Below are 24,549 nucleotides of genomic sequence, written 5' to 3'. Positions count from 1 at the left end.
GGGGCCTTTGGCTAACGTGATCGATCGTGGAAACCTCCGACCTGCCGTCTCGCCGCCAACGCCAAGCCAGGCACTGCGCGTGGTGCGGACGGCGCGTTCCGGAGTCGGGCCGGCAAGGGCGTCCCCGCCTGTACTGCGCGCAGTCCTGCCGTCAACGCGCCTATGAGCGCCGCACCGCGGTGCAACGCGGCGGCCTCCCGGAAGACGCGGTGGTGCTCTCCGCCGCCGAACTCGCCGACCTGCAGGACAGGCTGTTCCAGCTGCGGTGCGCGGCCGAAGACGTCGTCACCGCCGTCGAGGACGCCGCCGACCACGCCGAACTGCGCAAGCTCGCGACCCAGGTGGTGGCGGTGGCCGGGGAGCTCGAACGGCTGCGGTGAGACGAACGGAGCATTGTGCGGACCGGCCGGGATGACCAGGATGAGTTGGTCCCCAGCGGTGGCGAGGAATCGACGGTGCCCGCACGTCCCGTAGTCCGCGGCTTGCGCCGCGCCGACCTGATCAGCCAGGACCCGATAGCTTCGGCGGTCTTCTACCGGGCCCTGCTCGACTGGACCCCGGCGCCGACCGGCGTCGGCTTCGACTGCTGGGTGGGCAACCGGCGCTGCGCCGCGATGCGCGCCCCACGCGGCCGCGAACGACCCGGCTGGCGCCCGATGTTCGCCGGCACCACCCAGGACGGTTCGCTGACCGGCCCCGACGACGCGGTCGCGCTCATCGCCAAGGGGCGGGCCCAGCACGGGCCCTGGGCGCCGAGCCCGCGGCCGGGAGAGCCCTGTTGGATCGAGCTGTGCACGGCGGTCTCGGACCGCGCCGACGCGTTCTGGGCGGACATCCTGAGCTGGTCGGTGCACGCGGACCAGTACCTCGCCGACGGCCGACCGCTGGCATCCCGCACGATGCGGCGACCGACGGGCTGGGGCTGGCTGTGCTACTTCGCGGTGGAGGACGTCGACGCGATCAGCGTCCGGGTGGCGGAGCTGGGCGGCGAGACCATCGACCGGCCCGAACACCCGCTGCTGGGCGCGACTGCGGTGGTGTCCGACCCGGCCGGGGCGACGATCGGCCTGGCCGCCGCCGACAAGTGGGGCTGAAGGCGGGCGAGCAAATCGGTTGCGGGCGCGATCAAGCACCTGACGCGGTGCGGGTTCCGCAGTTCCCGCGAGGTTCGCATTCCGCACCGAACACCGGTCGCGGAACTAGCCGCCGGACAGCTCGCCGAGCACCTGCAACGTCCGGTTGGCACGCACGGACAACCGCTGCTCGCGCGCGGTCACGTCGATGTAGGTCTGGCTGGAGTTGATCGACGAATGCCCGAGCAGCTTGGCGATCTCGGCGGCACTCGCCCCGTCCTCGGCGAGCCGCGTCGCGAACGTGTGCCGCAGCGCGTGCACCATCGCGCCCGGCTGCACCCGGTCGGAGACGCCGGCGGCCCGCAAGGACTGCCGCACCAGGTACTGCAGGCCGCCCCGGCGCAACGCCTCGCCGTGATGATCGACGAACAACGGCTCACCGCCGGGCAGCCGCTCGCCGAACCGCGCCCGCCGCGACTGCAGGTAGCCCTGGATCAACGAATCCAGGGTGTCCTCGATCGGGATGGACCGGTTCTTCCCACCCTTGCCGTGCACGTGCAGCCGGCGATCCCCGGGCCGGCCGGCCAGCGAAGCGACGGTCAGCTCCAGCAGCTCGGCCGAACGCACCCCGGTGCACAGCAGCGTGGCGAGCACCGCGAGATCGCGCTCCGGCCACGGATTCCGCGCCCGCCGGGCCCCGGCCGCCACCGTGCGCAGCAGCCGCTCGGGCGTGTCCTCGCCCTGCAGCGGCTTCGGTGTGGAGGGGGCGTTGCGCGGCTTGGGCACCACCTGCATCGGATTCCCGGACACCGCGCCCTCGACCACCAGGAACCCGAAGAAACCGTTCCAGGTCGACCAGGCCCGGGTCACCGACGAAGCGGACCGCGACGCGGCGAACCGCGCGAACGCCGACCGCAGCACCGAGGCGGTGACCCGGTCCACGGCCAGCCGGTCGGCGCCGGTGCCGGTGAGCTCGACGAGCTCACCGGCCACCGACTCCAGGTCGCGGCGGTAGGCGCGCAGCGAATTGGCCGCGAGCTTCCTGGCCTGCAGGTGCTCCAGGTAGATCTCGATCAACCGCGCCACGTCCACGCCGCACCTCCCCGGTGATCAACTCGGGTAGATGAAACCAGACGGCACCGACATTCAGCTGTTGCGGATGAACCGGTCCAGCACGCGGGTGCCGAACTTCAGCGAATCCACCGGGACCCGCTCGTCGACGCCGTGGAACAGGGAGGCGAAGTCGAGGTCCGCGGGCAGCTTCAACGGCGCGAAGCCGTAGCAGCTCATGCCCAGCCGGCTGAACGACTTCGCATCGGTCCCGCCGGACATCATGTAGGGCAGCGCCTTCGCACCCGGATCCTCGGCGAGCAGCGAGGCGGTCATCGCATCGACGATGCGGCCCTCGAACTTGGTCTCCACCGGCGGCAACCCGACCCACTCCCGCTCCACGTCAGGCCCGAGGAGCTCGGCCAGCTCGCGGTCGAAGGCCTCCTCGCGCCCGGGCAGGATCCGGCAGTCCACAGCGGCCTCGGCCACCGACGGGATCACGTTGTGCTTGTACCCGGCGGTGAGCATCGTCGGATTGGCGGTGTCGCGCAGCGTTGCGCCGACGATCCGCGACAGGTTCCCGAGCTTGGCGACGGCGCCCTCGATGTCGTTCTCCGGGAAGTCCCAGCCGGTGATCTCGGTGACGCCGTCGAGGAACTCGCGAACCGAGTCGGTCAGCACCAGCGGGAACCGGTGGTTGCCGAGCTTCGCGACGGCCTCGGAGAGCTTGGTGACGGCGTTGTCGTCGTGCACCATCGAGCCGTGCCCGGCGCGAGCACGCACCCGCAGCTTCAGCCAGCGGATGCCCTTCTCGGCGGACTGGACGAGGTAGGCGCGAACGCCGTCCTTGAGCGTGACCGAGAAGCCGCCGACCTCGCTGATCGCCTCGGTGCAGCCCTCGAAGAGCTCAGGCCGGTGGTCGACCAGCCACTGCGCCCCGTGGAAGCTGCCGGCCTCCTCGTCGGCCAGGAACGCGAAGACGACATCCCGCGGCGGGGTGATGCCGTCGCGCTTGAGCCGCCGCGCGACGGCGAGGCTCATGGCCAGCATGTCCTTCATGTCAACGGCGCCCCGGCCCCACACGTAGCCGTCCTGCACGGCCCCGGAGAACGGGTGGACGGACCACTCGGCGGGATCCGCGGGAACGACGTCCAGGTGCCCGTGCACCAGCAGCCCGCCCCGCGTGGAATCGGCGCCGGGCAATCGGGCGATGACGTTGCCGCGCCCGGGATGGTCCCCGGACTCGACGTAGGTGACGTCGTACCCGACCTCGCTGAGCTTGGCCGCCACGAACTCGGCGGCGGCCCGCTCGCCGACGAGCGTCTCGGGGTCGCCCGTGTTGGTGGTGTCGATGCGGATCAGGTCGCTGGCCAAGCCGACGACCTCGTCCTCGGCCCGCAGCAACCCAGCGTCGTGATCAGTGCCGGAGATACCCTCGTTGTGTGCGCTCACCAGGCATTTCTATCACCCGACCGAAGAAGAGGGGGGTGCCGTTGGAGGGTGTTTGACCATGGGCTAATCTATCTACACAACACAGCGGGACGGCCCGAAGAAAGAGGGGCCGAACCGAAGATGTCCGAGTGGCGGAATGGCAGACGCGCTAGCTTGAGGTGCTAGTGCCCTACTAATGGGCGTGGGGGTTCAAGTCCCCCCTCGGACACAAAATCGCGTGAAATTTCCCCATCACAGCGAGTACTTGAACACCGTATCGCGACGGCCCTTCGGCCGTCGCGATTTCTGGCGTCTGCAGGGGTGTTGTCCCCAGATGTGCACTGGCCACCGGGGCGGTGGCCATGAGTGAGCAGATCGTCACGGGCCTGGTGCCGCCCGTGGTCACCGACCATGACTCTCCGACCGAGGCGGGGAGCGGGGAGTGCCGCGGGGTGCCTCTGCCGGTCATCACCCGACGCCGTGAACTGCCGGTGACCTACGGCATGGTCCGGATGGACTCTTCCGGCCGGGTCTCGGCCAGACCGGTCTTGCACGCCCTGGAGTGGCAACCCGGTCAGAGTCTGACCATCCGGGTCGCCTCGGGAGCGGTCGTGCTACAGCCCGATCCGGGCGGGATCCACCGGCTGCCCGGCACACCGCAGATCATGATCCCCGCCACAGCCAGAGCCTCGTGCGGCATCCGCACCGGGGACCCGGTACTGCTGGTCGCCGACCCGCGGCGGGACATGCTGCTGGTCGACCCCCTGACCGCCGTGGACGAAGCCCTGGAGCAGCGTCACGCCATGGTGTGGGGCGGTGAGCCGGCATGACCGAGAACAAGATCACATCAGGAGCCGGTCCGAAGGAGATCGAAGCGGCGAAGCTGCTGCTCGGGCGCCTCGGTGTCTCGGTGGACGACCTCGTCAACACCCCGTCCACGCGGCCGCTCGCTCCGACCTTCGCCGAGTACATCCCCAAGGTCGCTGACGCGGTCAGCCCCGGAACCCGGCGCGTGTACAGCTCCTACTGGAAACGTGTGGAAGCAGAGTGGGGTCAGCGGCGGCTGGACGAACCAACGGCACTGGAGATCAAACAGCTCGCCGAAAAGACCCGCAACCAGGTGGTCATTCGCCGCAACGCCCGCGGTGGACGCGGCGCCGCCGAACACCTCATCGCCGCCCTGCGTTGCCTCTACAACCACGCTGTGGCCGACGAGCTGATCAGCGAGACCGACAACCCCGCCAAGAAAGTGCCCAAACCGCGCCGCTTGCCCACCACGCGCCGCGGCCTGCCGGACTCCCGGCTCGAGGAGATCAACCACGTCGCCGCCACCACCGGTAACGATCCCGTGCTCGACAGCCTCATCCTCCGGCTGCACACCGAAACAGCCTGCCGCCGAGGCGGAGCACTGGCCCTCACACCCCGGGACCTGGACCCCGACCTCTGCCTGATCATGCTCCACGAGAAAGGCGAGACCGTCCGCTGGCAACCAGTCTCCCCCACCCTCATGACCCATCTCCGCGAACACGCCGAACAACGCGGCGCCGCCACATCAGGTGGACAGCTCCTCCGCTACACCAACGGAAACCCCATCACCAAGCGACGCTACGACCACCTCTGGACCCGACTCGGCAAACACCTCCCCTGGGTCGCCACCCAGCAAATCAGCATCCACTGGCTTCGCCACACCACCCTGAAATGGGTCGAACGTAACTTCGGCTACGCCGTGGCCCGCGCCTACGCCGGCCACACCGACAACAACAACGGCGACGGCGGAAGCACCACCACCTACACCCGAGCCGACATCCGCGAAATCGCCACCGCACTCGCCGCCCTCACCGGAGAACCCCACCCACTAGCGGGCTAAAACCCAATAGTCCGTGAAACGTCCAACCCGGGAGGCCTGGCACCCAGCCAGGTCTCCCGTTTCTACCAGCGGCACCCGACACCACATTGCTCGTGGCCGGACGCCGGGCCGGATCACCAGGACGACCACTCACTCCTCGAGTATCCCAACCACGCGCCCTACAGAAACCACGAATCAGACGATCCACCCCCGACCCGTCACCCGGTGGGCACCGCGCCCGACGGTGGTTCAGGAATGAGCGATGGCCAGCGCACCGGGCCCATGACTCCGGCTCCGGACTTCGACTACGGCCAGGCCCGGCTGCGCCGCGTCCTGGAGACCGCCCGCCGTGGCGCCCCGCCGGCCAAACCCTCGCGGCTCGTGATCAGGCGGTGGCCGGTGAGCTGCCTGTGGAACGGGCCCGAACGCACCGTCGGGGCCAAAGCCAAAGGTGATGTGGTGTGGTTTGCCGGGATCGCTTCATACCTAGATCATCATGCGGGCACGGCCCGAGCACCCTAGCCCGTGAGACGCACGCCCGCGTGGTGGAGCCGTTCAGCATCAAAGCCTTTGGGCCAAGCCGTGGCCGCATCCGCCCGAACGCCTTCCAGCGTGGCATCTTCGAGATCAGCCCCGCTCAGGTCGGCACCGCGAAGATCGGCGCCTCGCAAGTTCGCTCCGCCGAGGTAGGCATGGCTCAAATCAGCGTGGACAAAGCTGGCTTCCTCAAGCTGGCATCGGCGGAGATCTGCGGACGTCAAATCACTGCGGTCCAACCGTATTCCCCGTAGCCAAGACCGTGCGAGATTCGTGTAGCGCAGCTGAACGTTGACCAGTTCGCCCTGATGGAGCTGCAGGCCGCGAAGGTCTACTCGGGGCAGGTAGAGCGTCGCCTCGTCAGGCACCTTCCGGCCCGCAGCAGGGGAAGGCAGACGGCGCGCCAAGACGCTGACAGCGGCGTGAGTGTCTGGTGCAAGGATCTGCAGCCAGGGACGTTCCTCGATCGCCGAGGTCGGATGCTCAGGCCCGCCAGGTGCGCCGACGTGCCAGGGAGCGTGATTGCGGACGAAGGCCGTCAAAATGAACTGGACCGCCTTACGGTCCTCCGGAGAATTCTTTGCAATGCGCTCCAGCGCATAGACGCCACCGATGCGGACGTCGACGTTGTCATTCCCGATGTGCTCGATAGCCTGGGTGAAGCGCTCGGTGATCTGCCCTTCCCTGCTCACCCGCACCTGTCGCCACGTCGCCGCGGCGCCGACAATGACCAGCGTCCCCGCCACCGTTTGCAGAAGCGCCGAGCGAACGTTGTTCTGCAACTGAGCCTGTGCTTGCTGAAGCTGTATGCGGACATCAGCGCTAGACACAGCCCGCAAGTCTGCCTCTGTCAACGATGGATAGAACTGGGACGGCACCAAGGTCAGCACGCAGACCACAACGCCGAACAAAGTCACGCCGGCGATTGCGGCCCAGACAGCTCCTCGCATCACAGGGGTCAAACTTTCCTCATCCCCGAGTGCTGCGGTATCCGCCATCAGAGCCCACCGCGACATGCCAGCCACAAGCGAGAGCTAGGATGCACCGGAACCAGCCGCGCCGCGCATTCGTCGCCCTCCAGCCTTCGCGGGCAGAACACTGTTGACGGAACGAGTTGCTGAACGGGCAGGTCGCCGACAGCGGTCGAGACAGAGAAGGTGACCACGCCGAGCCACTGCCCGCGATCGGATCGCAGCCACGCGAGCTGCGTGCCCGCCACCAAGCGGTTGAGCTCAACCCTCTCCCCGCGCAGGTCGGACGTGCCGTCACATCCAACTGAGGTGAGGCCGATCAGCGCCAACCCGATGATCGTTTCCCCCCACAGCACTAGCTTCCCTAGCACCCGCAGCAAGCACTGCGTTCAGCAAATGCTACCCGGATGAAACGGCGTGCCGCTTCACGCGGCCTCGCGTGCCGGTGCCGAGGTCAGTCGAGCCAGTCGGTCGGGATCAGGGCCCTGCGACGCCCGTCGACTGGTCGCCAGTTCTCCACGATGGCTTCCTGGAACCACGGTTGCTCGGTGAGGTTGGCGTGGTCGCAAACGATGATCTGCAACGTGCCTTCGTTGAGATCGGCCACATCTCGCAAGAGCTCGAAGTAAGCGGTGACCGTGGCCCAGTCGGCGTCCTGAACGGTGGTGGCGTCCTTGATCTTCGCTGGGAAGAAGGCCTGGGTCGGCTGGTCCAGCATGAGAAAGCTCGGCACCGGCCGGTTGTGGAGCCGGAAATAAGTATGCAGGGCGAGGTGTGCGACGAGGTGGTAACCGATCCAGTTTTTGGCACTACCGATGCGGTTCAGCGGGAGACGTCCCAGGGGACGGCGGACCACGACATTGAGCTGGCTGAGGCTGATGGCCACTTCGTCGGCCGCTGCGGCCTGTCCTAGGTTCAGGCGCTTGGCCCAGGTGGTCATGTTGGCCGCGACGTCGGTGAGCCGTCGTTCCGTCTCGGCGTTGATGTCGTCTTCGTCGATCAGAGCTTGGAGTGAAGCGAGGTTTTCCTGGGCTAGAATCAGGTCGTTGTGCAGCCGGCCGATGTCACCGGCAGGTGATTCTGTGTCGGCGGTGAGCGCCTGTTCGATCCGTCCCTGGATCCGGGCGATGCGCACATGCTGCTCCTGGAGATTGCGCATGCGTTCGTCGCTGGCGGCAAATGCCCGCAGTTGGACCCCGTTTACCCGCAGGCGTTCGACGACACCTTCCCGCTCAGCCTGCAGGGATCGCCGGTGTTCGTCACGAATCGGCTGAACGGTCTGGGCTTGGTTGAGTTCCTCGGAAAGCTGATCGGTGAGCATGGCGATTTCGGTGGCCGAGGCATCGGGCACGTCCAACGGACGTGTGCACATCGGACAGATGGCAGCATCGTGGTCCTGCTCGGGCCCGAGCAGATCGAGAGACTTGAGGCGGCCGAGCTGAAGATACAGCTCCCCGGTGAAGGCCTGTCCTTGCTTTTGCCAGCGTTCCACCAGTGCAAGAGCTTCGTCGAGCTGCTGCAACTGCTCACGCAGGCCTCTTCGCTCTTCAGTTAGAGCCTGGCGCTGGTCCCTGATTTCCACGGGGCCCAAGGTCGACGCCGTGACGGTGAGTGCCTGTTCCAGCAGATACCGGATCTGCTCGGGATCAGGCGTTGACGAAACCTCCCCCAGGAGTCCTTCGCCCTGGGCAAGTCGAAGCAGGGCAAGGCCGTTTGCGTCCACTGCGGCTCGGTGACGCCGGGCGTCGTCGAGTTTGCGTTGAGCGGCGCGTTGGGCTCGCTGGGCCTCGTTGAAGTAATGGCGACGCAGAGCCTGTTCGGGGCCGGCGGCCCCGAGGAAGTAAGGGAGGGTGTCTTTGAGGGCCTGGGCCATGCCGTTCTCGGTCTGGCGGTGGAAGAGGGCTTTCTTGTCGGCGATCTCGTTCTGGTTCTGGAAGCACAGGAGGGCGGCTTGGGCGATGGAGACGTCAAAGGGTGCGCGTGCGGCGCCACTGGGAGGCTGGAAGCGGAAGTCTTCGATGCCCAGGCGGGCACTTAGCTGGCTGCGCAGCGCGGCGACGTTTGAATTCGGCGTCAGTTCGTCGGCGGAGGGTAGGTCGAGGGTTTCGTTGCCGGTGCGGATCATGGCCTGTGTGGTCGAGTTACCTGAGGGTCGGGGCCGCGCAAGGACCATGCGGCTGTCCCGGAAAGCGACCAGGAGTGCGTACCAGCCCACGGTCTGGTCAATCGGTTCGTCGGGCAGGTTGGGGGTGCTGCGTCCCAGGCAGTAGTCGACGATGTCGAGGATCTCGGATTTCCCGGTCTCGGACTCGCCGGTGAGGATGTTGAGCGCCCCGGGGCGAAAACGCAGGACCCTTGGCGTGGGCCTGCGGTCTCGGTGATAGAGGGCCAGGGCGAGTAGTTGCATGGTGGTTCGCAAGCTCCTTGTGGAGTTGGTCAGGGGCGGACGCCGAGAAGGGTGAAAGCGAGGGCAGGTTCGACAACAGCAAGCCAGCGGCCGACGAGACCTGCACGGCGGGCGCATTCCGTGACTTCCTCGCTAGCAGCTGCCGAGGCGGATCTGGGTGCTCGAGGGCAGCGCAGGCCTGATGAGGTGACGTCGATGGCCCGGTGACGGACGGCGGTGCGCAGGCTGGCTCTGGTGTATTCGGTCAGTACGACGGCCCGTTCCGCGAAGGCGGCCTGATGCTGGGGGTGTTCGGTTAGCCACGCGGACATGGAGTGGACGGATTGCGTGGGCAGGTCGTTGCGGGTGTCGGCGGGCAGAACGAACGGCAGGACGAGAAAGATGCAGGGCCAGGCGAGGGGGCGGCCAGCTTTCTTGGTGGCGGCGTGGACGCTGGTTGCCAGGAGGTAAGCACCAAAGGCCGTGTTAAGCAGTGCCTGGGCTTCGGGGACGCGATGGTTGGTCATAGTCACTGAGCCCATCGCTCGTTGTGGCTTCGGCGCAGTTCGGGGAAGTCGGGATGCCAGCCGATCGAGTCTTCAGGCTCGGCTGTTTGCGGCCGGCCGGCGAGGCTGTGCATGGTGCCGCGGCCGATCCATCCTTCGGTGGCGCTGCCGGGACGAGCGGGTTTGTCCGCCACCTTGTCCATGATGTCGTCCAGGACGCGCTTACCAATGGCCTTGCGTTCCAAAGCAGGCGTGTCGTCCTCGATGTCGTCGGTGTGCCTGGTGAACACATGGTCCCACTCATCCCACAGGAGCCGCTCATAGTCCCCAAGGCCCTCTTCGGTGATCTTGAAGGTGCGCAACCATTCCGAGCGTTGAGCGCGGGCGTAGTGGTAGTCGCGCAGGTGGGTAGCGATGGTGCGGTCTTTGAGACCGATCCACTGCATCTGGGCCACGACCAAGCCGTCTTTGTAGGCGTCGATCTCGGCATTGGTGAGCCGGCGAAGAGACTCGGTGATGGGCAGGTTCTTTCCCGCGAACCGGTCGGTGATCTCGTCGAGGCGGCACTGCAGTTCTTGGGCAGTGACCGAGGGCCGTTCCCGGTTCTTGCGGTCCAGCAACTCCACGGCCATGCCGTACCACCACCCCTTGATCTCGTTGAGGATGGCGTGGGCGTGCTGGCCGGGCCTGATCCCCAACGTCCTGGCCAGATTAGAGTCGAGGTCTGACATCAGCGGGGATCCGTCGTTGATCTCAATGGCGGCAACGAGACGATAGCGCTGTGCCAGTGTCAGGTCCGTGAACTTCTTCCTGTCTTTGGCGGTGGTCTCAGGCTCTTGGGCCTTGGCGACCTTCTCCATACCGGCCAGGGCATCGTCGACGGACCGTCCCGAGCCGGGGCGGAGTTGGTGGAGGAAGGTGCCTTCGGCCGCCACCTGGGTGGAGACCAGCCGCAGCATCGGCATGGCCCCGGCCGACAGGCGTCCCAGCGTTTTCAGCGCATCGATCCACGACGCGACGGAACGCCAAAAGTCCTTCCCCGTCTCACTCAGTTGCCCGGCGTCGCCTCGATGCTTGGACTGCAGGAGCTCGACGGGATCCTTTGTCTCATTGTGCAGGAACTCGATGTCGTCGAGTACTTCCATGCGGACCTCAGCCGTGATGTCGTCCCAGCTGCGCTGGGCGAGCTCCAGCAGGGCCAGTTCGCATTGATAGAGGTATCCGGTCATCTGGCCTGCCGCCGAATGCGACCCTGCGTGCGCCACGTTCCCCACTTGTGGTCGAGCCTGTACTAGCGATATTTCCTTCGTCGTATGGGCGGGACAGTCACGATAACGTGCGGTTTTCACGGCTGTGGTCGATCCGCACGAACCACCTCACCATTCCCCCTTTCGGCGTAACGTAGCTTTCCCATGAAAGCGAAAATCCGCATTCAGGCGATCACTTACAGTGACATACTGGCTGCGACACCAGCTGTGGCGGTGCTTTGCGGCTTAATCAGCGCGCTAGACGCCGATCGGCCTGGACCTCGTTGTTCCCAGGCCACTGCTACAGCGCGGTGGGTAAGTGTTTGGCCGAGGAGGTCGCCGTCCTGTTGGGCTCCTGCTAGCCCCCTCTTGGACCGGGAACCGCGAGATCGCGAGCATAGAGACCGGCCACCGACAACGCGTTTCCCGCGAGCCCTGCCCGCACGCGCACCCTCCACCGGCGCGGAAACCCACGGGGAGTTCACGGAGCGTCTTCCCTTCGGTGGGGATACCCAGCCTTGATCATCATTGGGTTGATGTTGGCGAGCCGCTGACCATGCCGCCCATTCACCGATCCGGCAGGTGTACGTGATCAAATGTGAGGCTGTAGTCATTGGCGACGACAATGTGTGCCATACGCTGTGCAAGGCAACGACCTGACGCGGTGAGTCGGTGTCCGCCAGGTAGCTGAGCAGCGCGGTTGATCGCCAAGAGTCACCTCCGTCCACCGACTCGAACGCTCAGCTGCCCCGACTCGCTCACGCTCGCAGGTCCCCCAAAAAGAGTCTTTTTGTCAACATGACAATAAGATAGCGTCGGGTACGTGAACGATGAGAACTGGTCGGCCCCAGAGATTCTGGTGGCGGTTGACCTGGTCATCCTGACGATCCGCTCCTCGGCGCTCCAAGTGCTGCTCGTGGAACGCGGCATTGCGCCATACCGTGGGCATCAAGCCCTTCCCGGCGGTTTTCTGAACAACGCCACCGAGGACATCGAGGTGGCAGCTCACCGCGAGTTGAACGAGGAAGCGAACCTCGACGGCACACAACTACACCTTGAGCAGTTGGGCGCCTACGGCAAGCCCGATCGCGATCCGCGTGGACGCGTGATCTCTGTGGCCTACCTCGCTATCGCCCCGAGCCTCCCGGAGCCGATCGCGGGTACCGACGCCGCAAGTGCTTCCTGGCAGCCGGTCGAAGACGTGCTGAGCGGGCGCCTGAAGCTGGCCTTCGACCACTTGGAGATCGTCGCCGACGGTGTGGAGCGGGCTCGGGCGAAGCTGGAGCGGACAGCGCTGGCGACCGCGTTCTGCGCGGAGACCTTCACTATCTCGGACTTGCAGAAGGTCTACGAGGCGGTCTGGGGAGTCTCGCTCGATCCGCGGAATTTTTTCCGAAAGGTCCAGGGCGTCCCAGGATTCCTCGTACCCGTGGAGTCGACCCGCCGAACGACCAAAGGCCGCCCCGCCCGTCTGTACAGGGCCGGAACGCGAACCGTACTGCACCCGCCACTGATCCGCCCCGAACACCCGATGTCGGACGAGGAGGACCATTGACGAACGACCTGGTAGTGATACTCACAGCCTTCGATCTCGAGTATCACGCTGTCCGAGAGAGACTCGTCGCCCCGCAGCTGCACCACCACGACAAAGGCTCGCTTTTCGAGGTCGGCCGCCTGCGAGGCAGCGATTGCCGAATCGCGCTCGGGCAGTCCGGCAAGGGGAATCATCCGGCGGCAGTGTTCGCTGAAAGAGCGATACAGCAGTTCTCGCCGGCTGCGTTGTTGTTCGTCGGTGTGGCGGGCGCGTTGTGGGACAAGACGGAACTGGGTGACGTCGTCGTGGCGACCCACGTCTACGGGTATCACGGCGCGACCAGTGAAGACGATGGTGCGAAGGCCCGGCCGCGAGCCTGGGAAACCGCACATACCATCAACCAGCTCGCCCAGCACGTTGCCCGTTCCGATGACTGGTCCCACGCCCTTCCCGGCGATCACACGCCAAAGGTCCATTTCGGCCCTGTCGCGGCTGGCGAGGTCCTGCACAACTCCCGCCACTCTTATGAGGCCCGCTGGGTCCGGGAACACTTCAACGACGCGTTGGCCATCGAGATGGAGGCCGCCGGTGTCGCGCAAGCAGGACACTTCAACAACGTGCCGGTCGCGATCGTGCGCGGCATCAGCGATCGCGCCGATGGGACGAAGAACAGCAGCGACGACGCCGACTGGCAACCACGAGCCGCGGCCGGAGCCGCCACGTTCGCAACTCATCTCGCCAAGCAACTGATCGCCAGACAGGAGCACACCGCGATGGCGAAAGAGCGCGACACCACAAGCCACACCACTGTGACCAGCCACGGCATAGCCGGCATCGTGGCCCGCGATGTCCAGAACAGCACCGTCCACATGTCGACCGGGCCGGAATCCACCGCGACCGATCTGACAGTCAAGTTGCGTGGGCTACGCGATCAGCTAGCAAACGCGCGGGCCAACGGCGCCGTTGACGACGCCACCTACAAAGCGGCGAACGAAGAGCTCGACAACGCCAGTCGGGCCCTCGAAACGAATGAACCCGAGGCCAAGAACAGGGCCCTGCTGTCTCTAAAACGACTGCGCGGCCTAGTCGCCGAAGTCGCGGAGCTCGTGACCAAGATCGCCACCACTATCTCGGCGGTGAACGGCCTGTCATGAGCGAGGATTCGGAGACATCCACCACGAAGGTGAGCGCCGAGGCGGGATCAACGGCCGGCATCGTCGCAGGCGCCGTCCACAACTCGACCGTGTACGTGAGCACCCCGACTGACCCACCCATCCGGAAGTACGAGGTCGGCCGCAACCTTCTGGACGGCGGCGCGCCCGGCCAGGCCCGGGATCTCATCCGCGATGCCATCGCCCACGGCTTCGACTCCGCCGAAGTACGTTTCCACTGGGTGCTGGCCCTGCTCAGCAAGCGCTCCTACCGGGATCTCAACGCGCAGGAACGAGATCAGCTCGAACAGACATCAAAGGACCTGCACACCTTTCCGGAGAACGAGTGGAAGCTCGCCCTGTCCGCGGTGTGCACGCTGCTGGACGCCACGGCAGGCCGCAACTCCAACACGGCAGCCGCGCTCGACGAACTATTCGCGACCCAACCAAACCAGCGCGACAAGATAATGCGCCATCTCGACCTGGTCCTCACAGGCGGGATGAAAGACCGCCTGTGGTCGGAGGCCCGGGACGCGGCCAAGAAAGCTCAGGTGAGCAACGGCCGCTTCGACCGCGTGTGGGCGTACTTCCACCCCCTACCAGTCAAACCGCGTCCACGGGACGTGGCGCAAGTGTCCAGTACCGATCGAGACAAGGTATGGGGATTTCTCGGGGCTGCTGTGTTCGTCCTTGCCGTCGGCTACCTCGGATGGCTGGTGCTGCAGCGCGCCACGCCATTACCTGTGATCTCCTACCTGCTTTCGCTCCTCGCAGGTTACGTCGCGGCGCGCAACGCGCTGGAATGGCGCTACCGCACGCTACGCCTGAGAGCCAAGGAGAAAGTCTACTTCGGACTGACGGACCGCCGACGCGCTCCAGAAGGCGGGTTCGCCGACAAGGTCGACCAGTCCTTCGATCGCTACTTCAACAAGTACGCGCCGCAAGAGAAGACCCGTCAGGAATGGCTAGCTGCGACAACTGGGATCCGCAACGAGCTGCGCGACGAGATCGCTGAGACCTACCGGGAGAGCAGGATCCCAATCAGCCGGGTCAACTGGCTGATCGCCTACCTCGTGCTCGATGTCCGCAAACGCTGGCGAGCAGGCACGTTATTCGACTTTCAACGGCAGTACCGGACCACGCCGGCAACGAAGGCATGGTGTTCGCTGACGCTGATCGTGGCCATCCCCGCAGCAGTGATCGCTGCAGTAGCAGCGTTCCAGACCTCGCCGCTACCCGCCGTAGTAGCGATGCTCGCCGCGGTACTCAGCGGGCGCACCGCAGCGCAGCGTGGATTTCACATCGTCGCCGAGCGACGACGGTACGCCGAGGGGCACCTGGAGCAAGAGCAGGCGTTCGAAGAACGTTTAGCCGCCTACCACCGGTGGGAGCAAAAGCTGAACTCCATCCGCCCGGACGAGGACGAGATGGAAACCTGGCTGAACTCCGACAAGACCGTGCTGCTCGACAAGACACTGCGCCACTACCGGCTGGCGTGGCGCGACATCATCGCCCACTCATTCCTGCAGACCCCCGCTGCCGGGACCAAACGTGCCCGCTTCCAAGGCTGCCCCTGGAGGTACTCCAAGTACGACATCCGGCTGTTCCTCGTAACCCTGGACGGGGTTCGCGAGGTCAGCACTGAACTCAACTTCGAGACGGGCTCGTACAACGGCGAGGAACGGAGCAACTACCGCTTCGACGCCGTCTCCTCCGTCCACGTCGCCACCACCAGCACGCTCAAGTACACCCTGGAGCTGACCCTGAGCAACGGCCCCACCAGGAACATCCGAGTCACAGAACCCGACGAACAGCAACCCACTCCCGAGGAGCACATCGACTCCTTCATCGCTCTCAACCTCGAGACCGCAGGGTTCACCCCCACCCTGCACATCCTGGAAGGCATCGCCGCAGAGGGTAAGAACTGGATCCACCACCATCCGCACCGCAAACCGCCCGCGGATCACTGAACCGCGTCAATCGCCCTCACGCGACGATATTGCAGCGACGCCCCGGTCCCCTAATGAAAGCTTGTTGCCGGCTAGATTCCTCCAGCTGACTACCCCGCCCGCCGGGGCCGATGCGGAAGGTCAGCTGGAGTGGCCCGCCCAGTCAGAGCAGCCTCGACCAGCGCTTCGGACAGCAACGCGGTTCGGACTACTGATCGTCCGCGGCCCCAGTGCGCTTCGTGCGCTTGCCGTAGAGGTCTTCGCCGGCTTCAACGCGATCTATCTCAATGCGGTCGCCTGAGCTGTCGCCGCTGCTTTCCTTCCCGATGACTGTCCTACGCGCTTTCGCGTTCGTGATCCTGATGTCATCACCGCTGGGCGTCGTCGCATCCTGGTTACCGGAGCGTCTCGCCTGCACTAGCAGTCCCCCGGCTACGGACAATGCACAGACGACTGCTGAGACCCAGCTCGCGAACTCCCAGCTCTTCGCCGCAATCGCGAGCGCCACAGCCACTACGATCGCTGCGGCTCCGATCACCAACGCCACCCGCTTCAGCACTGCCATGACGATCAGTCTGCCAGCGCTCCCGTGGCCCGCATCCAGTCAGCTGATCTCACTCTGATCTCGCGATGCCTCCGTCCAATAGTTCAAAGGTCATTTGCCAGGCGTTGCCAGTAGGCGAGGTCATGTCGGGTGGTTCGCGTGTCGGGGTGTTCCGGACCGAGCACCTGCAGTTGGGAAGCTAATGTCGCTTCGAGCTCACGGACGGCCCCAGCCGCATCGCCGGCCTGGCCCCGAAAGAAAGCGAGGCTGTGCTGGGTCGTCAACGTGACCGGGTTCTTCGGCCCCAGCAGGACGTTTCTTTCCGTCAACAGCTTTTCCAGCTCAGCGACGGCCCCAGCCGCATCTCCTGCTAGGCCCCGAAAGTAGGCGAGGCTATGCCATGTGGCCATCGTGTCCGGGTCCTTTGGGCTGAGCCCCCGCCGCTGCGAGGCCAGCACCTCCTCTAACTCACCGACGGCCCCTGCCACGTCTCCGGCCTCACCCCGAGAAAATGCGAGGCTATGCCGAGTCGTCAAGGTGGTGGGATGGTGCGGCCCGAACGCCTGTAGCTGGCTAGCCAACAACTCCTCTAACTCGGCCACCGCCCCAGCCACGTCCCCAGCCCGACCCCGGCAGCTCGCAAGTTCGTGCCGGACGGTCAAGGTGGCGGGGTGATACGGCCCAAACAGCTGCACCTGGTCAGCCAACAACTCCTCCAGCTCAGTCACCGCCCCAGCCACATCGCCGGTCTGGGCTCGCCAGGTCGCAAGACTGCGCCGGGTCTTCAACGTGGCAGGATCCGTAGGCCCCAGCACCTGCAGCTGACCAGCCAACAACTCCTCCAACGCGACAATCGCCCCCGCTGCATCACCTGCCTCACCCCGAAAGAACGCAAGATTATGCAGAACAGCCAACGTGAGTGGGTCTTTGGGACCGAACCGCGTGAGCGTGCTGGCCAGCACCACTTCGCACTCGGCAACGGCCGCGGCCACGTCTCCCGCCCTCCCCCGCCAACCAGCAAGACAGTGGCGAATGATCAACGTGTCGGTGTGGTCAGCGTCCAGGACACGCTCGGCTTGGTCATGGAGATGCTGGAAGTAGGTGACCGCACCGGAGACGTTTCCCGTTATCCCCAGGCTCCGGCCGACGCGAAAAAGCACGAGGTGTGCCCCATCCGCGCTCCAAAGATGCTGCCCGCCATGGTCAGCAAGGTTTGCGGCGTTGTCTCGCAGAATCTGCTCGAAAGCGGCACCTGCACCGTGCCCTGACCAGATATGGACGAGGGCGTCTGCAGCAAATTGTGTCAGTTCCGCCAGCGTATGGTGGCCCGAAAGATCTTCGCGGGTGGCGCGTTGCACAAGAGCGTGTACGCGTAGGCCATGACGCCCGCTTCTGGTGTCACGGGTCGCCAGGCTGAGACGGTGCAAGTTCCACAGCGCGTCCCAGACATGCTCGGCACTCACGGTGTCAGCCGATGTGATCGCAGAAAGATGCTGCAGTACAGGAGGCGCTGTGAAAACGCCCGGGGGTATGCCGTTGGGGTCCAGTATCGAGGCCAACTCCAACAGCGGACGCGCAAGTCCTGCTGGAGAGAGCTGATTGGCCGCATCGATCGACAGCGACCATGTCGCCGCAACAGTGGTGCGGTGCTCGTCCGGAAGGCCATCGTGATCAGGAACTACGTCGGCCAGCCGTCGCGTCTCATCGGCTAGTCGTCGCCGGTATTCAGCACACGTGATGTTGCGCATGGCGATGTAGGGAGCTGCCTGTGCCAGCGCCAACGGCAAGAACCCGAGATCCTTAGCGAGTTCGGCCGCCTCCGCGGTCCGGCCACGGGCGCCGAGTTTGGCGCGGAGGTAGTTGAGTGCCTCCTGTGCGCCAAAAAGGCCGACCTCGATGACATGCCGGCCGTCGAAGGCAGATTCACCGCGACGGCGGGTCGTCACTACGGTATGACCAGTGTCGGGTGGCCAGAGTCCGTTGAGGTCACGGGGGTTTTGCAGGTCATCCAGGATGATGAGCCATCGTTTGGAAGTGGTCGCCAACCACGCCTGAAACTTCTGGCAAGCCTGTTCGGCAGTGAGGTCTTTGAGTTTGCTCTGTTCGTCTGCGCCGACATCGATGGCTGCCCTGGCGTAGCCGTTGACGACCGCTTCCTTGGAATCCGCTGTAATCCATACAAGCAGGTCAAGCTGATGGTTGTCCTTTGGCTGGTGCCACTGGCGTAGAAACCGTTGAGCGAGTTGCGCAGCGAGCTGCGTCTTACCGCCCCCTCCCAACCCTGTCAAAATATGGTGACGTGAGTGGCCCGACGTGTCACCAGGTGCAGGCTGGCTACCCACCGACGCTCCATCGCGTTCCACCGCCTGCGCGAGCTCCTCGCTCAACGTGCGCTGCTGGAAAGAGTTCGCCAGCTGCGGCACCACACCCACTAGTACCGGCCATGACACGCGTTGCGGGCCGCTCTGGTGCACAACCTGAGTACCGATGATGTCGCGGCCAGCCCGGGCACGGGCTTGCTTGACCTTGTCGCCTTTTCCGCGGTCAACCTCGTGCCAGCACCCGCCGGATCTCGGTCAGGCCGACGGCAGGGCGACCTTCACGACCAGTCCGCCCTCTGGGCGCGGCCGGGCGGCGACTGAGCCTCCGTGTGCCTCGGCAATCGCCCGCACGACCGAGAGGCCAAGTCCGCTGCCAGGTGGCGGGTCTGCGCGGTCGAAGCACAGCCTGCGGAACGGTTCGAAGAGTTGGTCCGCTAGCGCGTCATCCACGCGTGGGCCGCTGTTGGCGATCTCCACGAAGCTGGTCGTGCCTTCGCTCGCGGTGCACGCGGACACCCAGCCGCCCGGCACGTTGTGCACGATCGCGTTGTCCACGAGGTTGTGCACCAGTTGGGCGAGCAGGACCGAGTCGCCGAACACCTTGGCCGTGGCGAGGTCGCGCAGGGCCTCGACACGTTCGGCGGACTCGCCGAGCCGGTCCCGCAGGGCACCGTCGATCAACCGCCCCAGGTCCACGAGTTCGTTGCGGCGGATGGTGTCGGCGTTCTGCGCCAGCGCGAGCAGCCTGGTAAGCAGGCGCTGCTGATGATCGAGGCCGGCGAGGAGCGTGTGGCCTAGCACGGTCACGTTCGGGATGTCCGGGCGCGCCATTGCCACCTCGATGACTGTCCGCTGCGTCGCGACCGGTGTCTTCAGTTCATGCGCGGCGTTGGCAAGGAACCGCTGCTGGCTCGTGAACGATCGCTCCAGTCGAGACAACATGTGGTCGAACGCGTCGGCAAGTTCCTTGATCTCGTCGGCAGGGCCGTCCAACCTGATCCGCGTGTGCAGCGCTTGCTCGGCGGCGCGTTGCGCGGCCGAGGTGATCGTCCGCACCGGGCGCAGCGCACGGCGGGCAGTGATCCAGCCGAGCACCGCAGCGATCACCATCACCACTACCAGAGCGATGAGGCCGCTGGTGATCATCGACGAGTATGTGATCGTGCCCAGGTCGGTCGGCGGCCGGATCAGCTCCGGGAGCGGAGGCGCGGTGACGGCGGAGTCGCCGTCAGGGTAGCTGGGTTTTACGGACGCTGTGCCCGCCGGGAGCGCTCGGTCCGACAACAGCACGATCAGCCCGAGCATGACCGTGCCTGTCACCGCAGTCAGCGCTAGGTACGCGAACGTCAACCGTGCCCGCAACGGCCAGCGCTTCATGGGATCCGATACCCCACACCAGAAACGGTCTCGATCACCGCGGGTTCACCCAGTTTTCGGCGCAACGACGTCATTGTCACCCGCACGACGTTGGTGAACGGGTTAATGTTCTCGTCCCACGCTGTTTCCAGTAGTTCTTCCGCCGAGACGACCGCGCCGTTCGCACGGAGCAATTCTTCGAGCACGGCGTATTCTTTCTTGGTCAGCAAAACCGGAAAATCGGCGCGCAGCACCCGGTGCCGCGCAGAGTCGAGCACAATGCCCGCGCGCCGCAGCACTGGCGGCACAGCGGGTCTACTCCGCCTTCCGAGCGTGCGGACTCTGGCGACCAGCTCAGCGAAGACGAATGGCTTGGGAAGATAGTCATCGGCGCCCATCTCCAACCCGAAGATCCGGTCGGTGACCTCCGAGGCGGCCGTGAGTAGCAGGATTCGCGTTCCGGGGTGTTCCTCCACGATCACACGGCACACGTCGTCGCCATGCACCAGTGGCAGGCCGCGGTCGAGCACCACGACGTCGTAGCGGTTGACGCGGCAGCGGTCGAGCGCGGCGGCTCCATCGTAGACAATGTCCACGGCTAAAGGTTGTCCCGTAATCGCGGGTCTGGGCGGGTAGTGGATCATGTGCTGGTGCAGGTGATCGGGGTTGACCAGCCGGCGTGGATACCGACGTTCACGGGGCTGTCGGTGCGGCAGTTCGGCAAGCTGGTGAGAATCGTGCGAGGTCGTGGCGCTGAGCAGACCGGTGCCGGTCGTCGGTGGCGGCTGTCGCTGGACGACCGGGTGCTGCTGGTGGCTGTGTACTACCGCACCAACCTCACGTTGCGGCAGGTCGCGTTGCTCTTCGATGTCTCCAAGTCCGCGGCCGGGCGAGTCGTGGAGCATCTGGGCCCGTATCTGGCGTTGTCGCCGACGACACGCAAGCACAGCCCGGAGACGGTGCTGATCGTGGACGGCACCCTGGTGCCCACCCATGACCGGAGCGTGAGTGCTTCGTCGAAGAACTACCGGTACTCGACCAACCTGCAGGTGGTCATCGACGCCAACACCCGCCTCACGGTCGCGATCGGAAAACCGTTGCCGGGCAACCGGAACGACTGCCGGGCTTACACCGAATCCAGTGTCGACCAGCACTGCTCGGGAGCCAACGTCATGGCTGACGGCGGCTACCAAGGCAACCCCGAGGTGATCATGCCGTATCGCAAACCCACTGACGGCAGCGAACTTCCCGGCTGGAAAGAGGAACTCAACACCGTTCACAAGCGCATCCGAGCCCGCGTCGAGCATGCCCTGGCACACATGAAGTCCTGGAACATCCTCCGCAACTGCCGACGCAAACGCGACGGCGTCTGGCACGCCGCACGCGGCGTAGCCCTCATGCGCAACCTCACCATGACCCACTGAACGCCGACCGCCACCTCACGGCCTGCGCTTCCCTTGCACACCACCAATATTTGATCATTACGGGACAGGTTTTAGTGCCGACTGTGTTGGCGAGCTTGAGACGATGAGCCTTGGCGATGGGAAGCAAGGAAGATGCATGAGAAGGACCCTGCCCCGGGGCGGGGTCCTTTTGAACATTTTCCCATTACCGTCCTGCGCCTTCGCCCCGCTCCGCCCCAGGAGTGCTCTCGGCACACATGAATCACGAGGATTCGGCCTCCAGGCGCTTTTGGAGCATTTCCTTGCCTTGCTCACCGGCTTTCTGGTTGTTCCGCTGGATCTTACGGAACCACTTCGCGAGTTCCTCGTCGCCCCGCTGTTCGGCGTCTTTGATGTACGTTTCCATAGTCCAGGCGTTCTGGGGCGACTCCTGCAGGACTGTGATCAGGTCGTATTTCTTGTCCTTGACAGGATTGCTCGGCTTCTCAGCCATGGTGTGCGCTCCACGTGTCGTCTCGCCCTTTTCAATGGTCTTCCGACCACCCGGCACACCCCAAACTCGCTCTGAGCGTGCCGTTTTCCTTTAGCCCTTCTACCTAAGCAGCGGAAATCAAGCTGGCGACCTGCGCATCGAACGCATCCCGATGCCCGCGTCCTTTGCCGTCACCGACCGCGCCCGGAAAGGGCGTCACGCATGCGGTCGATCAAACCGACTCCCGGATCGAGCAACATGTTAGCCGGCGGGCGATCTGGTGTGGACGGGTGCGGGCGTGTTGGTGCGATCTTCTTCGCCGACATAATCTTGTCGCCCAGCTCATCAAGCTGCTCCTGCGAGCACGCCTGCCTCAGCCGCGGGAACAGATCACGCTCCTCCTCTTCCACGTGATGCCGGATGTCGCCGATCAGCTGCCCGGTCAAACGATCGAACTCCGGGTCCGTGGTGTCCAGCCCCTCCAGCTGTTTCATCAACTGCTCTGCTTCCGCATGTTCGGCGAGTTCCGCGTCGGCAATCTTGTCGCCGTCCGACAGCGTCTCCCGCGCAACGGGGTATAGATACTGCTCCTCTGCAACGGAATGGCGCACGAGCTCGGCAATGATGTGATCGACCAAGTTGCGGCGCTGTTCGTCGGACAGGCCACCACGCTCGTAATCCGCGAACGCCTGCTCGACCTCACGGTGGTCGGTGACCAGCTCGTCGATCAGGTCGCCATGATGACGTGTTTCGGTTGCCATGATGCTCCCCTTCGGGCGATCGAATCAGGACTTCGCACCTCGGATTTCCGCCTGCCACACCGGGTAAACCTGCGGAGCCTGCACACGCCATCGCAGCCACAGCACAATGATGGCCTCCTGAAGTGGACCGGGGCTTCTGTCAGGCCAAGTCAAGATACGCGGTTCCGGAAACCGTGATACGGCATCAGGTTGGGAGGTACGGGGTGAACCGCCACGTTGCCCCTGCGTCGGTGAGAACGGCCAACTCGCCGTTGCGGCGAAATAGTTCCGCCGCGCCTTCTCCGATGCCCAGGTCCGCGGCGCTCCCCTCCGAGGCGGATGTCGAGTTCGACGCGAGTCCCAGCAATGATCGTGGAAATCGTCGCCGAAGAACGCCACCGCCTACTGATGCGTAGAGGCTACTTTTTCGATCCTGGAGTGCTGGACGACTTTCCGATTTTCGCCGCGGATGCGATCTGCCTCCCGCGCCACCTCAATGCACGTGTGTGGCTGCCGTGGCAGTTGCTCACTCGAGCGAACTCCCTGTACGAACGGACTTATGTCCTTGCTCACCAACAAGACCCGGATTTGCGATGCGTGGCTACGGTGATGGCCGTTGTCCTGCGAGGCGACGATTCAAGCGTGCGCTGGTGGAAGCGAGGTCCCCGACGTGTCCGCGCATCTGTCCCCGATCATCGCGGCAACGACGCGATGGCTGATCACCGCATACCCCTCGACCGACGGGGCGTTCAGCCAAGCCCTGGTCGAGGCGCAGGCTCGCCAGGCTGTCGGTGTGGCCGCAAGGCTTCGCTACCCGAGTTCCATGGATGCCGAGCTGCTCGAATTGACCGGCCCCGGTGGGGCTGGCCGCCTCGACTCGTTGGTGGACCTTGAGCCCGAGGATGCAGATTCGTGGCGCACGTGGGTGGATGAGGTGGTCGCCAGCTGGGCGTGCTGCCTACTCGCCGACCCGGCGCTGGCGATCCGAGCAATTGCCGCGCTGCCCGCAGAACAGAGCGCGACGCCCAGACCGGATTTCCGCCGTCTCACCGAGCCGGGACAACGCGAGAGGGATGCGTCCGCCCTGTTGCGTCACCCTGACCTCCTTTCACCGGTTGCCGAAATGCACTCCGCCGAGCTCTTGCTGCTCGTCGGAGCAGCCACTGTCTCAGCAGCGTCGAACTGAAGCACTGGCGGTGGATACCGGCGGCCTGCGGCATTCGATCGATACCGATGGTCTGCTCAACCGGAACGACCGACGCACCGGGTACACCCCATCTGCGCCAGAGGTCAAGATCTTGGCCGCTCCCGTCAACGACGAAGGGCTCACCCGCCCCCTAAACGACAACCGAACGATTACTCGTCGTCCGTCCGTCTTGTCCTGAAGTCCGGCGGGGTGTGCAAGTCGACGCTCTCCATGGCGGACCAGTACCGGTAAGCATCCCTGACCGCCTCCGCCAACCCATCGCTCAGCCTGGACATGTGCGTGCCAGCGGCCTTGAGCTTGTCGACAGGGTCGTCGCTGAGCTTGCGGCGCTCCAGCTCCTGATCATCGAAGCTTCCTACCTGTCTGGCCAATACGGAACTGAGCTGTCCCAGCTGGGAGAGTGTGGACACGATCGCCGACCCGAACGCGTGCAGTTCGTCCAGCGACGGTTGTAGGGTCTTTGCCTGCCAGGAAACGGCCGTCGCTATGGCATCTCGCCCGCGGTGCAGCGCTTCCAAGGAATGTTCAGATCCGGTCATGAGAGCGATCTCCATGCTCGGCGACGATCTTCTCTACCTGCTGCTCAACGGCATACCTGTTCCAGCGCGGCCGGGGTCTAAGCGTAGGCGCCGCGTCCTCGAACCGCGCGTCACGAGCCCACCGGATTGGCAATGGCAAGTGTGGTGAGGAGTAGGGCTCCTATGATGCTGCGACGGCGGGACCTTCGGCGCGGTTGACCCGCGCTGGGTCACCTTTCACGTGGAGTTCGGCGATGCCCTGCCGCCGACCAGGACCCAGCACCGCGGAACCGTCCACGATGGCGAC

The 24,549-nt window shown here is 65.1% G+C and carries 21 protein-coding genes, 1 tRNA gene and 1 pseudogene; 10 read left to right on the top strand and 13 right to left on the bottom strand.

Going from position 1 to position 24,549, the window contains the following annotated elements:
• The first annotated feature begins 26 nt into the window (after window positions 1-26).
• Both AB0I53_RS24715 and AB0I53_RS24710 read left to right on the top strand, forming a co-directional pair.
• Complete coding sequence (locus AB0I53_RS24715; protein WP_358607296.1) at window positions 27-380, top strand: hypothetical protein; 354 nt, start codon at window positions 27-29, stop codon at window positions 378-380.
• Window positions 381-455: 75 nt separating this feature from the next.
• Entirely contained in the window at window positions 456-1,094 is a 639-nt protein-coding gene (locus AB0I53_RS24710) for a VOC family protein (RefSeq protein WP_358607294.1), read from the top strand.
• 105 nt (window positions 1,095-1,199) lie between these two features.
• On the opposite strand, the gene AB0I53_RS24705 is transcribed toward AB0I53_RS24710, so the two are convergent.
• Both AB0I53_RS24705 and AB0I53_RS24700 read right to left on the bottom strand, forming a co-directional pair.
• Window positions 1,200-2,165, bottom strand: coding sequence for a tyrosine-type recombinase/integrase (locus AB0I53_RS24705; RefSeq protein ID WP_358607291.1), 966 nt, complete (start codon window positions 2,163-2,165; stop codon window positions 1,200-1,202).
• Window positions 2,166-2,219: 54 nt separating this feature from the next.
• Entirely contained in the window at window positions 2,220-3,575 is a 1,356-nt protein-coding gene (locus tag AB0I53_RS24700) for a M20/M25/M40 family metallo-hydrolase (protein WP_358607287.1), read from the bottom strand.
• A gap of 122 nt (window positions 3,576-3,697) precedes the next feature.
• On the opposite strand from AB0I53_RS24700, the gene AB0I53_RS24695 reads away from it, so the two are divergent.
• The 3 genes from AB0I53_RS24695 to AB0I53_RS24685 all read left to right on the top strand — a co-directional run bounded on the left by AB0I53_RS24695 (window position 3,698) and on the right by AB0I53_RS24685 (window position 5,421).
• A tRNA-Leu gene (locus AB0I53_RS24695) sits at window positions 3,698-3,783 on the top strand.
• A gap of 133 nt (window positions 3,784-3,916) precedes the next feature.
• Entirely contained in the window at window positions 3,917-4,384 is a 468-nt protein-coding gene (locus AB0I53_RS24690; RefSeq protein ID WP_358607284.1) for an AbrB/MazE/SpoVT family DNA-binding domain-containing protein, read from the top strand.
• Window positions 4,381-5,421 (top strand): site-specific integrase, encoded by a 1,041-nt coding sequence (locus AB0I53_RS24685; RefSeq protein ID WP_358607281.1) that lies wholly within the window; start codon window positions 4,381-4,383, stop codon window positions 5,419-5,421. Before AB0I53_RS24690 ends, AB0I53_RS24685 begins: the two co-directional genes overlap by 4 nt.
• Window positions 5,422-5,918: 497 nt before the next feature.
• Here AB0I53_RS24685 and AB0I53_RS24680 read toward each other — a convergent pair whose 3' ends face one another.
• The 4 genes from AB0I53_RS24680 to AB0I53_RS24665 form a co-directional block, all read right to left on the bottom strand.
• Window positions 5,919-6,935 carry a pentapeptide repeat-containing protein gene (locus AB0I53_RS24680; protein WP_358607278.1) on the bottom strand — a complete coding sequence of 339 codons (1,017 nt, stop codon included), beginning with the start codon at window positions 6,933-6,935 and terminating at the stop codon, window positions 5,919-5,921.
• 427 nt (window positions 6,936-7,362) lie between these two features.
• Window positions 7,363-9,315, bottom strand: a complete 1,953-nt coding sequence (locus AB0I53_RS24675; protein WP_358607275.1) for a DUF3732 domain-containing protein — start codon at window positions 9,313-9,315, stop codon at window positions 7,363-7,365.
• 29 nt (window positions 9,316-9,344) lie between these two features.
• Window positions 9,345-9,821: a three component ABC system middle component gene (locus tag AB0I53_RS24670; protein WP_358607272.1), complete on the bottom strand. Its 477-nt coding sequence runs from the start codon at window positions 9,819-9,821 to the stop codon at window positions 9,345-9,347.
• Between the two features lie 2 nt (window positions 9,822-9,823).
• Window positions 9,824-11,029: an ABC-three component system protein gene (locus AB0I53_RS24665; protein WP_358607268.1), complete on the bottom strand. Its 1,206-nt coding sequence runs from the start codon at window positions 11,027-11,029 to the stop codon at window positions 9,824-9,826.
• A gap of 841 nt (window positions 11,030-11,870) precedes the next feature.
• Here AB0I53_RS24665 and AB0I53_RS24660 point away from each other — a divergent pair.
• From AB0I53_RS24660 to AB0I53_RS24650, 3 genes are read left to right on the top strand one after another with little or no spacing between them, the layout of a single operon-like run.
• Entirely contained in the window at window positions 11,871-12,602 is a 732-nt protein-coding gene (locus AB0I53_RS24660) for an NUDIX hydrolase (protein ID WP_358607265.1), read from the top strand.
• On the top strand, window positions 12,599-13,735 hold the full coding sequence (locus AB0I53_RS24655; protein ID WP_358607262.1) for a 5'-methylthioadenosine/S-adenosylhomocysteine nucleosidase: 1,137 nt from the start codon (window positions 12,599-12,601) through the stop codon (window positions 13,733-13,735). Before AB0I53_RS24660 ends, AB0I53_RS24655 begins: the two co-directional genes overlap by 4 nt.
• Complete coding sequence (locus AB0I53_RS24650) at window positions 13,732-15,702, top strand: hypothetical protein (RefSeq protein ID WP_358607260.1); 1,971 nt, start codon at window positions 13,732-13,734, stop codon at window positions 15,700-15,702. The genes AB0I53_RS24655 and AB0I53_RS24650 overlap by 4 nt, the downstream gene beginning before the upstream one ends.
• Before the next feature lie 187 nt (window positions 15,703-15,889).
• On the opposite strand, the gene AB0I53_RS24645 is transcribed toward AB0I53_RS24650, so the two are convergent.
• The 4 genes and pseudogenes from AB0I53_RS24645 to AB0I53_RS24630 all read right to left on the bottom strand — a co-directional run.
• The gene (locus tag AB0I53_RS24645) at window positions 15,890-16,246 is read right to left on the bottom strand and encodes a hypothetical protein (protein ID WP_358607257.1); all 357 of its coding nucleotides are present in this window, start codon (window positions 16,244-16,246) and stop codon (window positions 15,890-15,892) included.
• An 83-nt stretch (window positions 16,247-16,329) separates the two neighbouring features.
• A complete protein-coding gene (locus AB0I53_RS24640) occupies window positions 16,330-18,651 on the bottom strand; it encodes a tetratricopeptide repeat protein (protein WP_358607256.1) in 2,322 nt (773 codons plus the stop codon).
• 150 nt (window positions 18,652-18,801) lie between these two features.
• Window positions 18,802-19,866 carry a HAMP domain-containing sensor histidine kinase gene (locus AB0I53_RS24635; RefSeq protein WP_358607253.1) on the bottom strand — a complete coding sequence of 355 codons (1,065 nt, stop codon included), beginning with the start codon at window positions 19,864-19,866 and terminating at the stop codon, window positions 18,802-18,804.
• Between the two features lie 53 nt (window positions 19,867-19,919).
• Window positions 19,920-20,510 (bottom strand): annotated as a pseudogene (locus AB0I53_RS24630) (response regulator transcription factor); the annotation flags it as partial.
• Between the two features lie 42 nt (window positions 20,511-20,552).
• Between AB0I53_RS24630 and AB0I53_RS24625 the strand changes: the two are divergent.
• Window positions 20,553-21,326, top strand: a complete 774-nt coding sequence (locus tag AB0I53_RS24625) for a transposase (protein ID WP_358607250.1) — start codon at window positions 20,553-20,555, stop codon at window positions 21,324-21,326.
• Window positions 21,327-21,567: 241 nt separating this feature from the next.
• On the opposite strand, the gene AB0I53_RS24620 is transcribed toward AB0I53_RS24625, so the two are convergent.
• Complete coding sequence (locus tag AB0I53_RS24620) at window positions 21,568-21,798, bottom strand: hypothetical protein (protein WP_358502097.1); 231 nt, start codon at window positions 21,796-21,798, stop codon at window positions 21,568-21,570.
• 170 nt (window positions 21,799-21,968) lie between these two features.
• The gene (locus AB0I53_RS24615; protein ID WP_358502095.1) at window positions 21,969-22,538 is read right to left on the bottom strand and encodes a hemerythrin domain-containing protein; all 570 of its coding nucleotides are present in this window, start codon (window positions 22,536-22,538) and stop codon (window positions 21,969-21,971) included.
• Between the two features lie 649 nt (window positions 22,539-23,187).
• Here AB0I53_RS24615 and AB0I53_RS24610 point away from each other — a divergent pair.
• Window positions 23,188-23,703, top strand: coding sequence for a hypothetical protein (locus AB0I53_RS24610; protein ID WP_358607247.1), 516 nt, complete (start codon window positions 23,188-23,190; stop codon window positions 23,701-23,703).
• Window positions 23,704-23,873: 170 nt separating this feature from the next.
• Here the strand turns inward: AB0I53_RS24610 and AB0I53_RS24605 are convergent, their stop codons facing one another.
• Window positions 23,874-24,278 (bottom strand): hypothetical protein, encoded by a 405-nt coding sequence (locus AB0I53_RS24605; RefSeq protein ID WP_358607244.1) that lies wholly within the window; start codon window positions 24,276-24,278, stop codon window positions 23,874-23,876.
• Between the last annotated feature and the right edge of the window lie 271 nt (window positions 24,279-24,549).

Source organism: Saccharopolyspora sp. NPDC050389 (genome assembly GCF_040655595.1).
Taxonomy (GTDB): Bacteria; Actinomycetota; Actinomycetes; order Mycobacteriales; family Pseudonocardiaceae; genus Saccharopolyspora.
The sequence above is the reverse complement of the archived record's forward strand: the minus strand, read 5'-3'. Positions and strand labels throughout refer to the sequence as shown.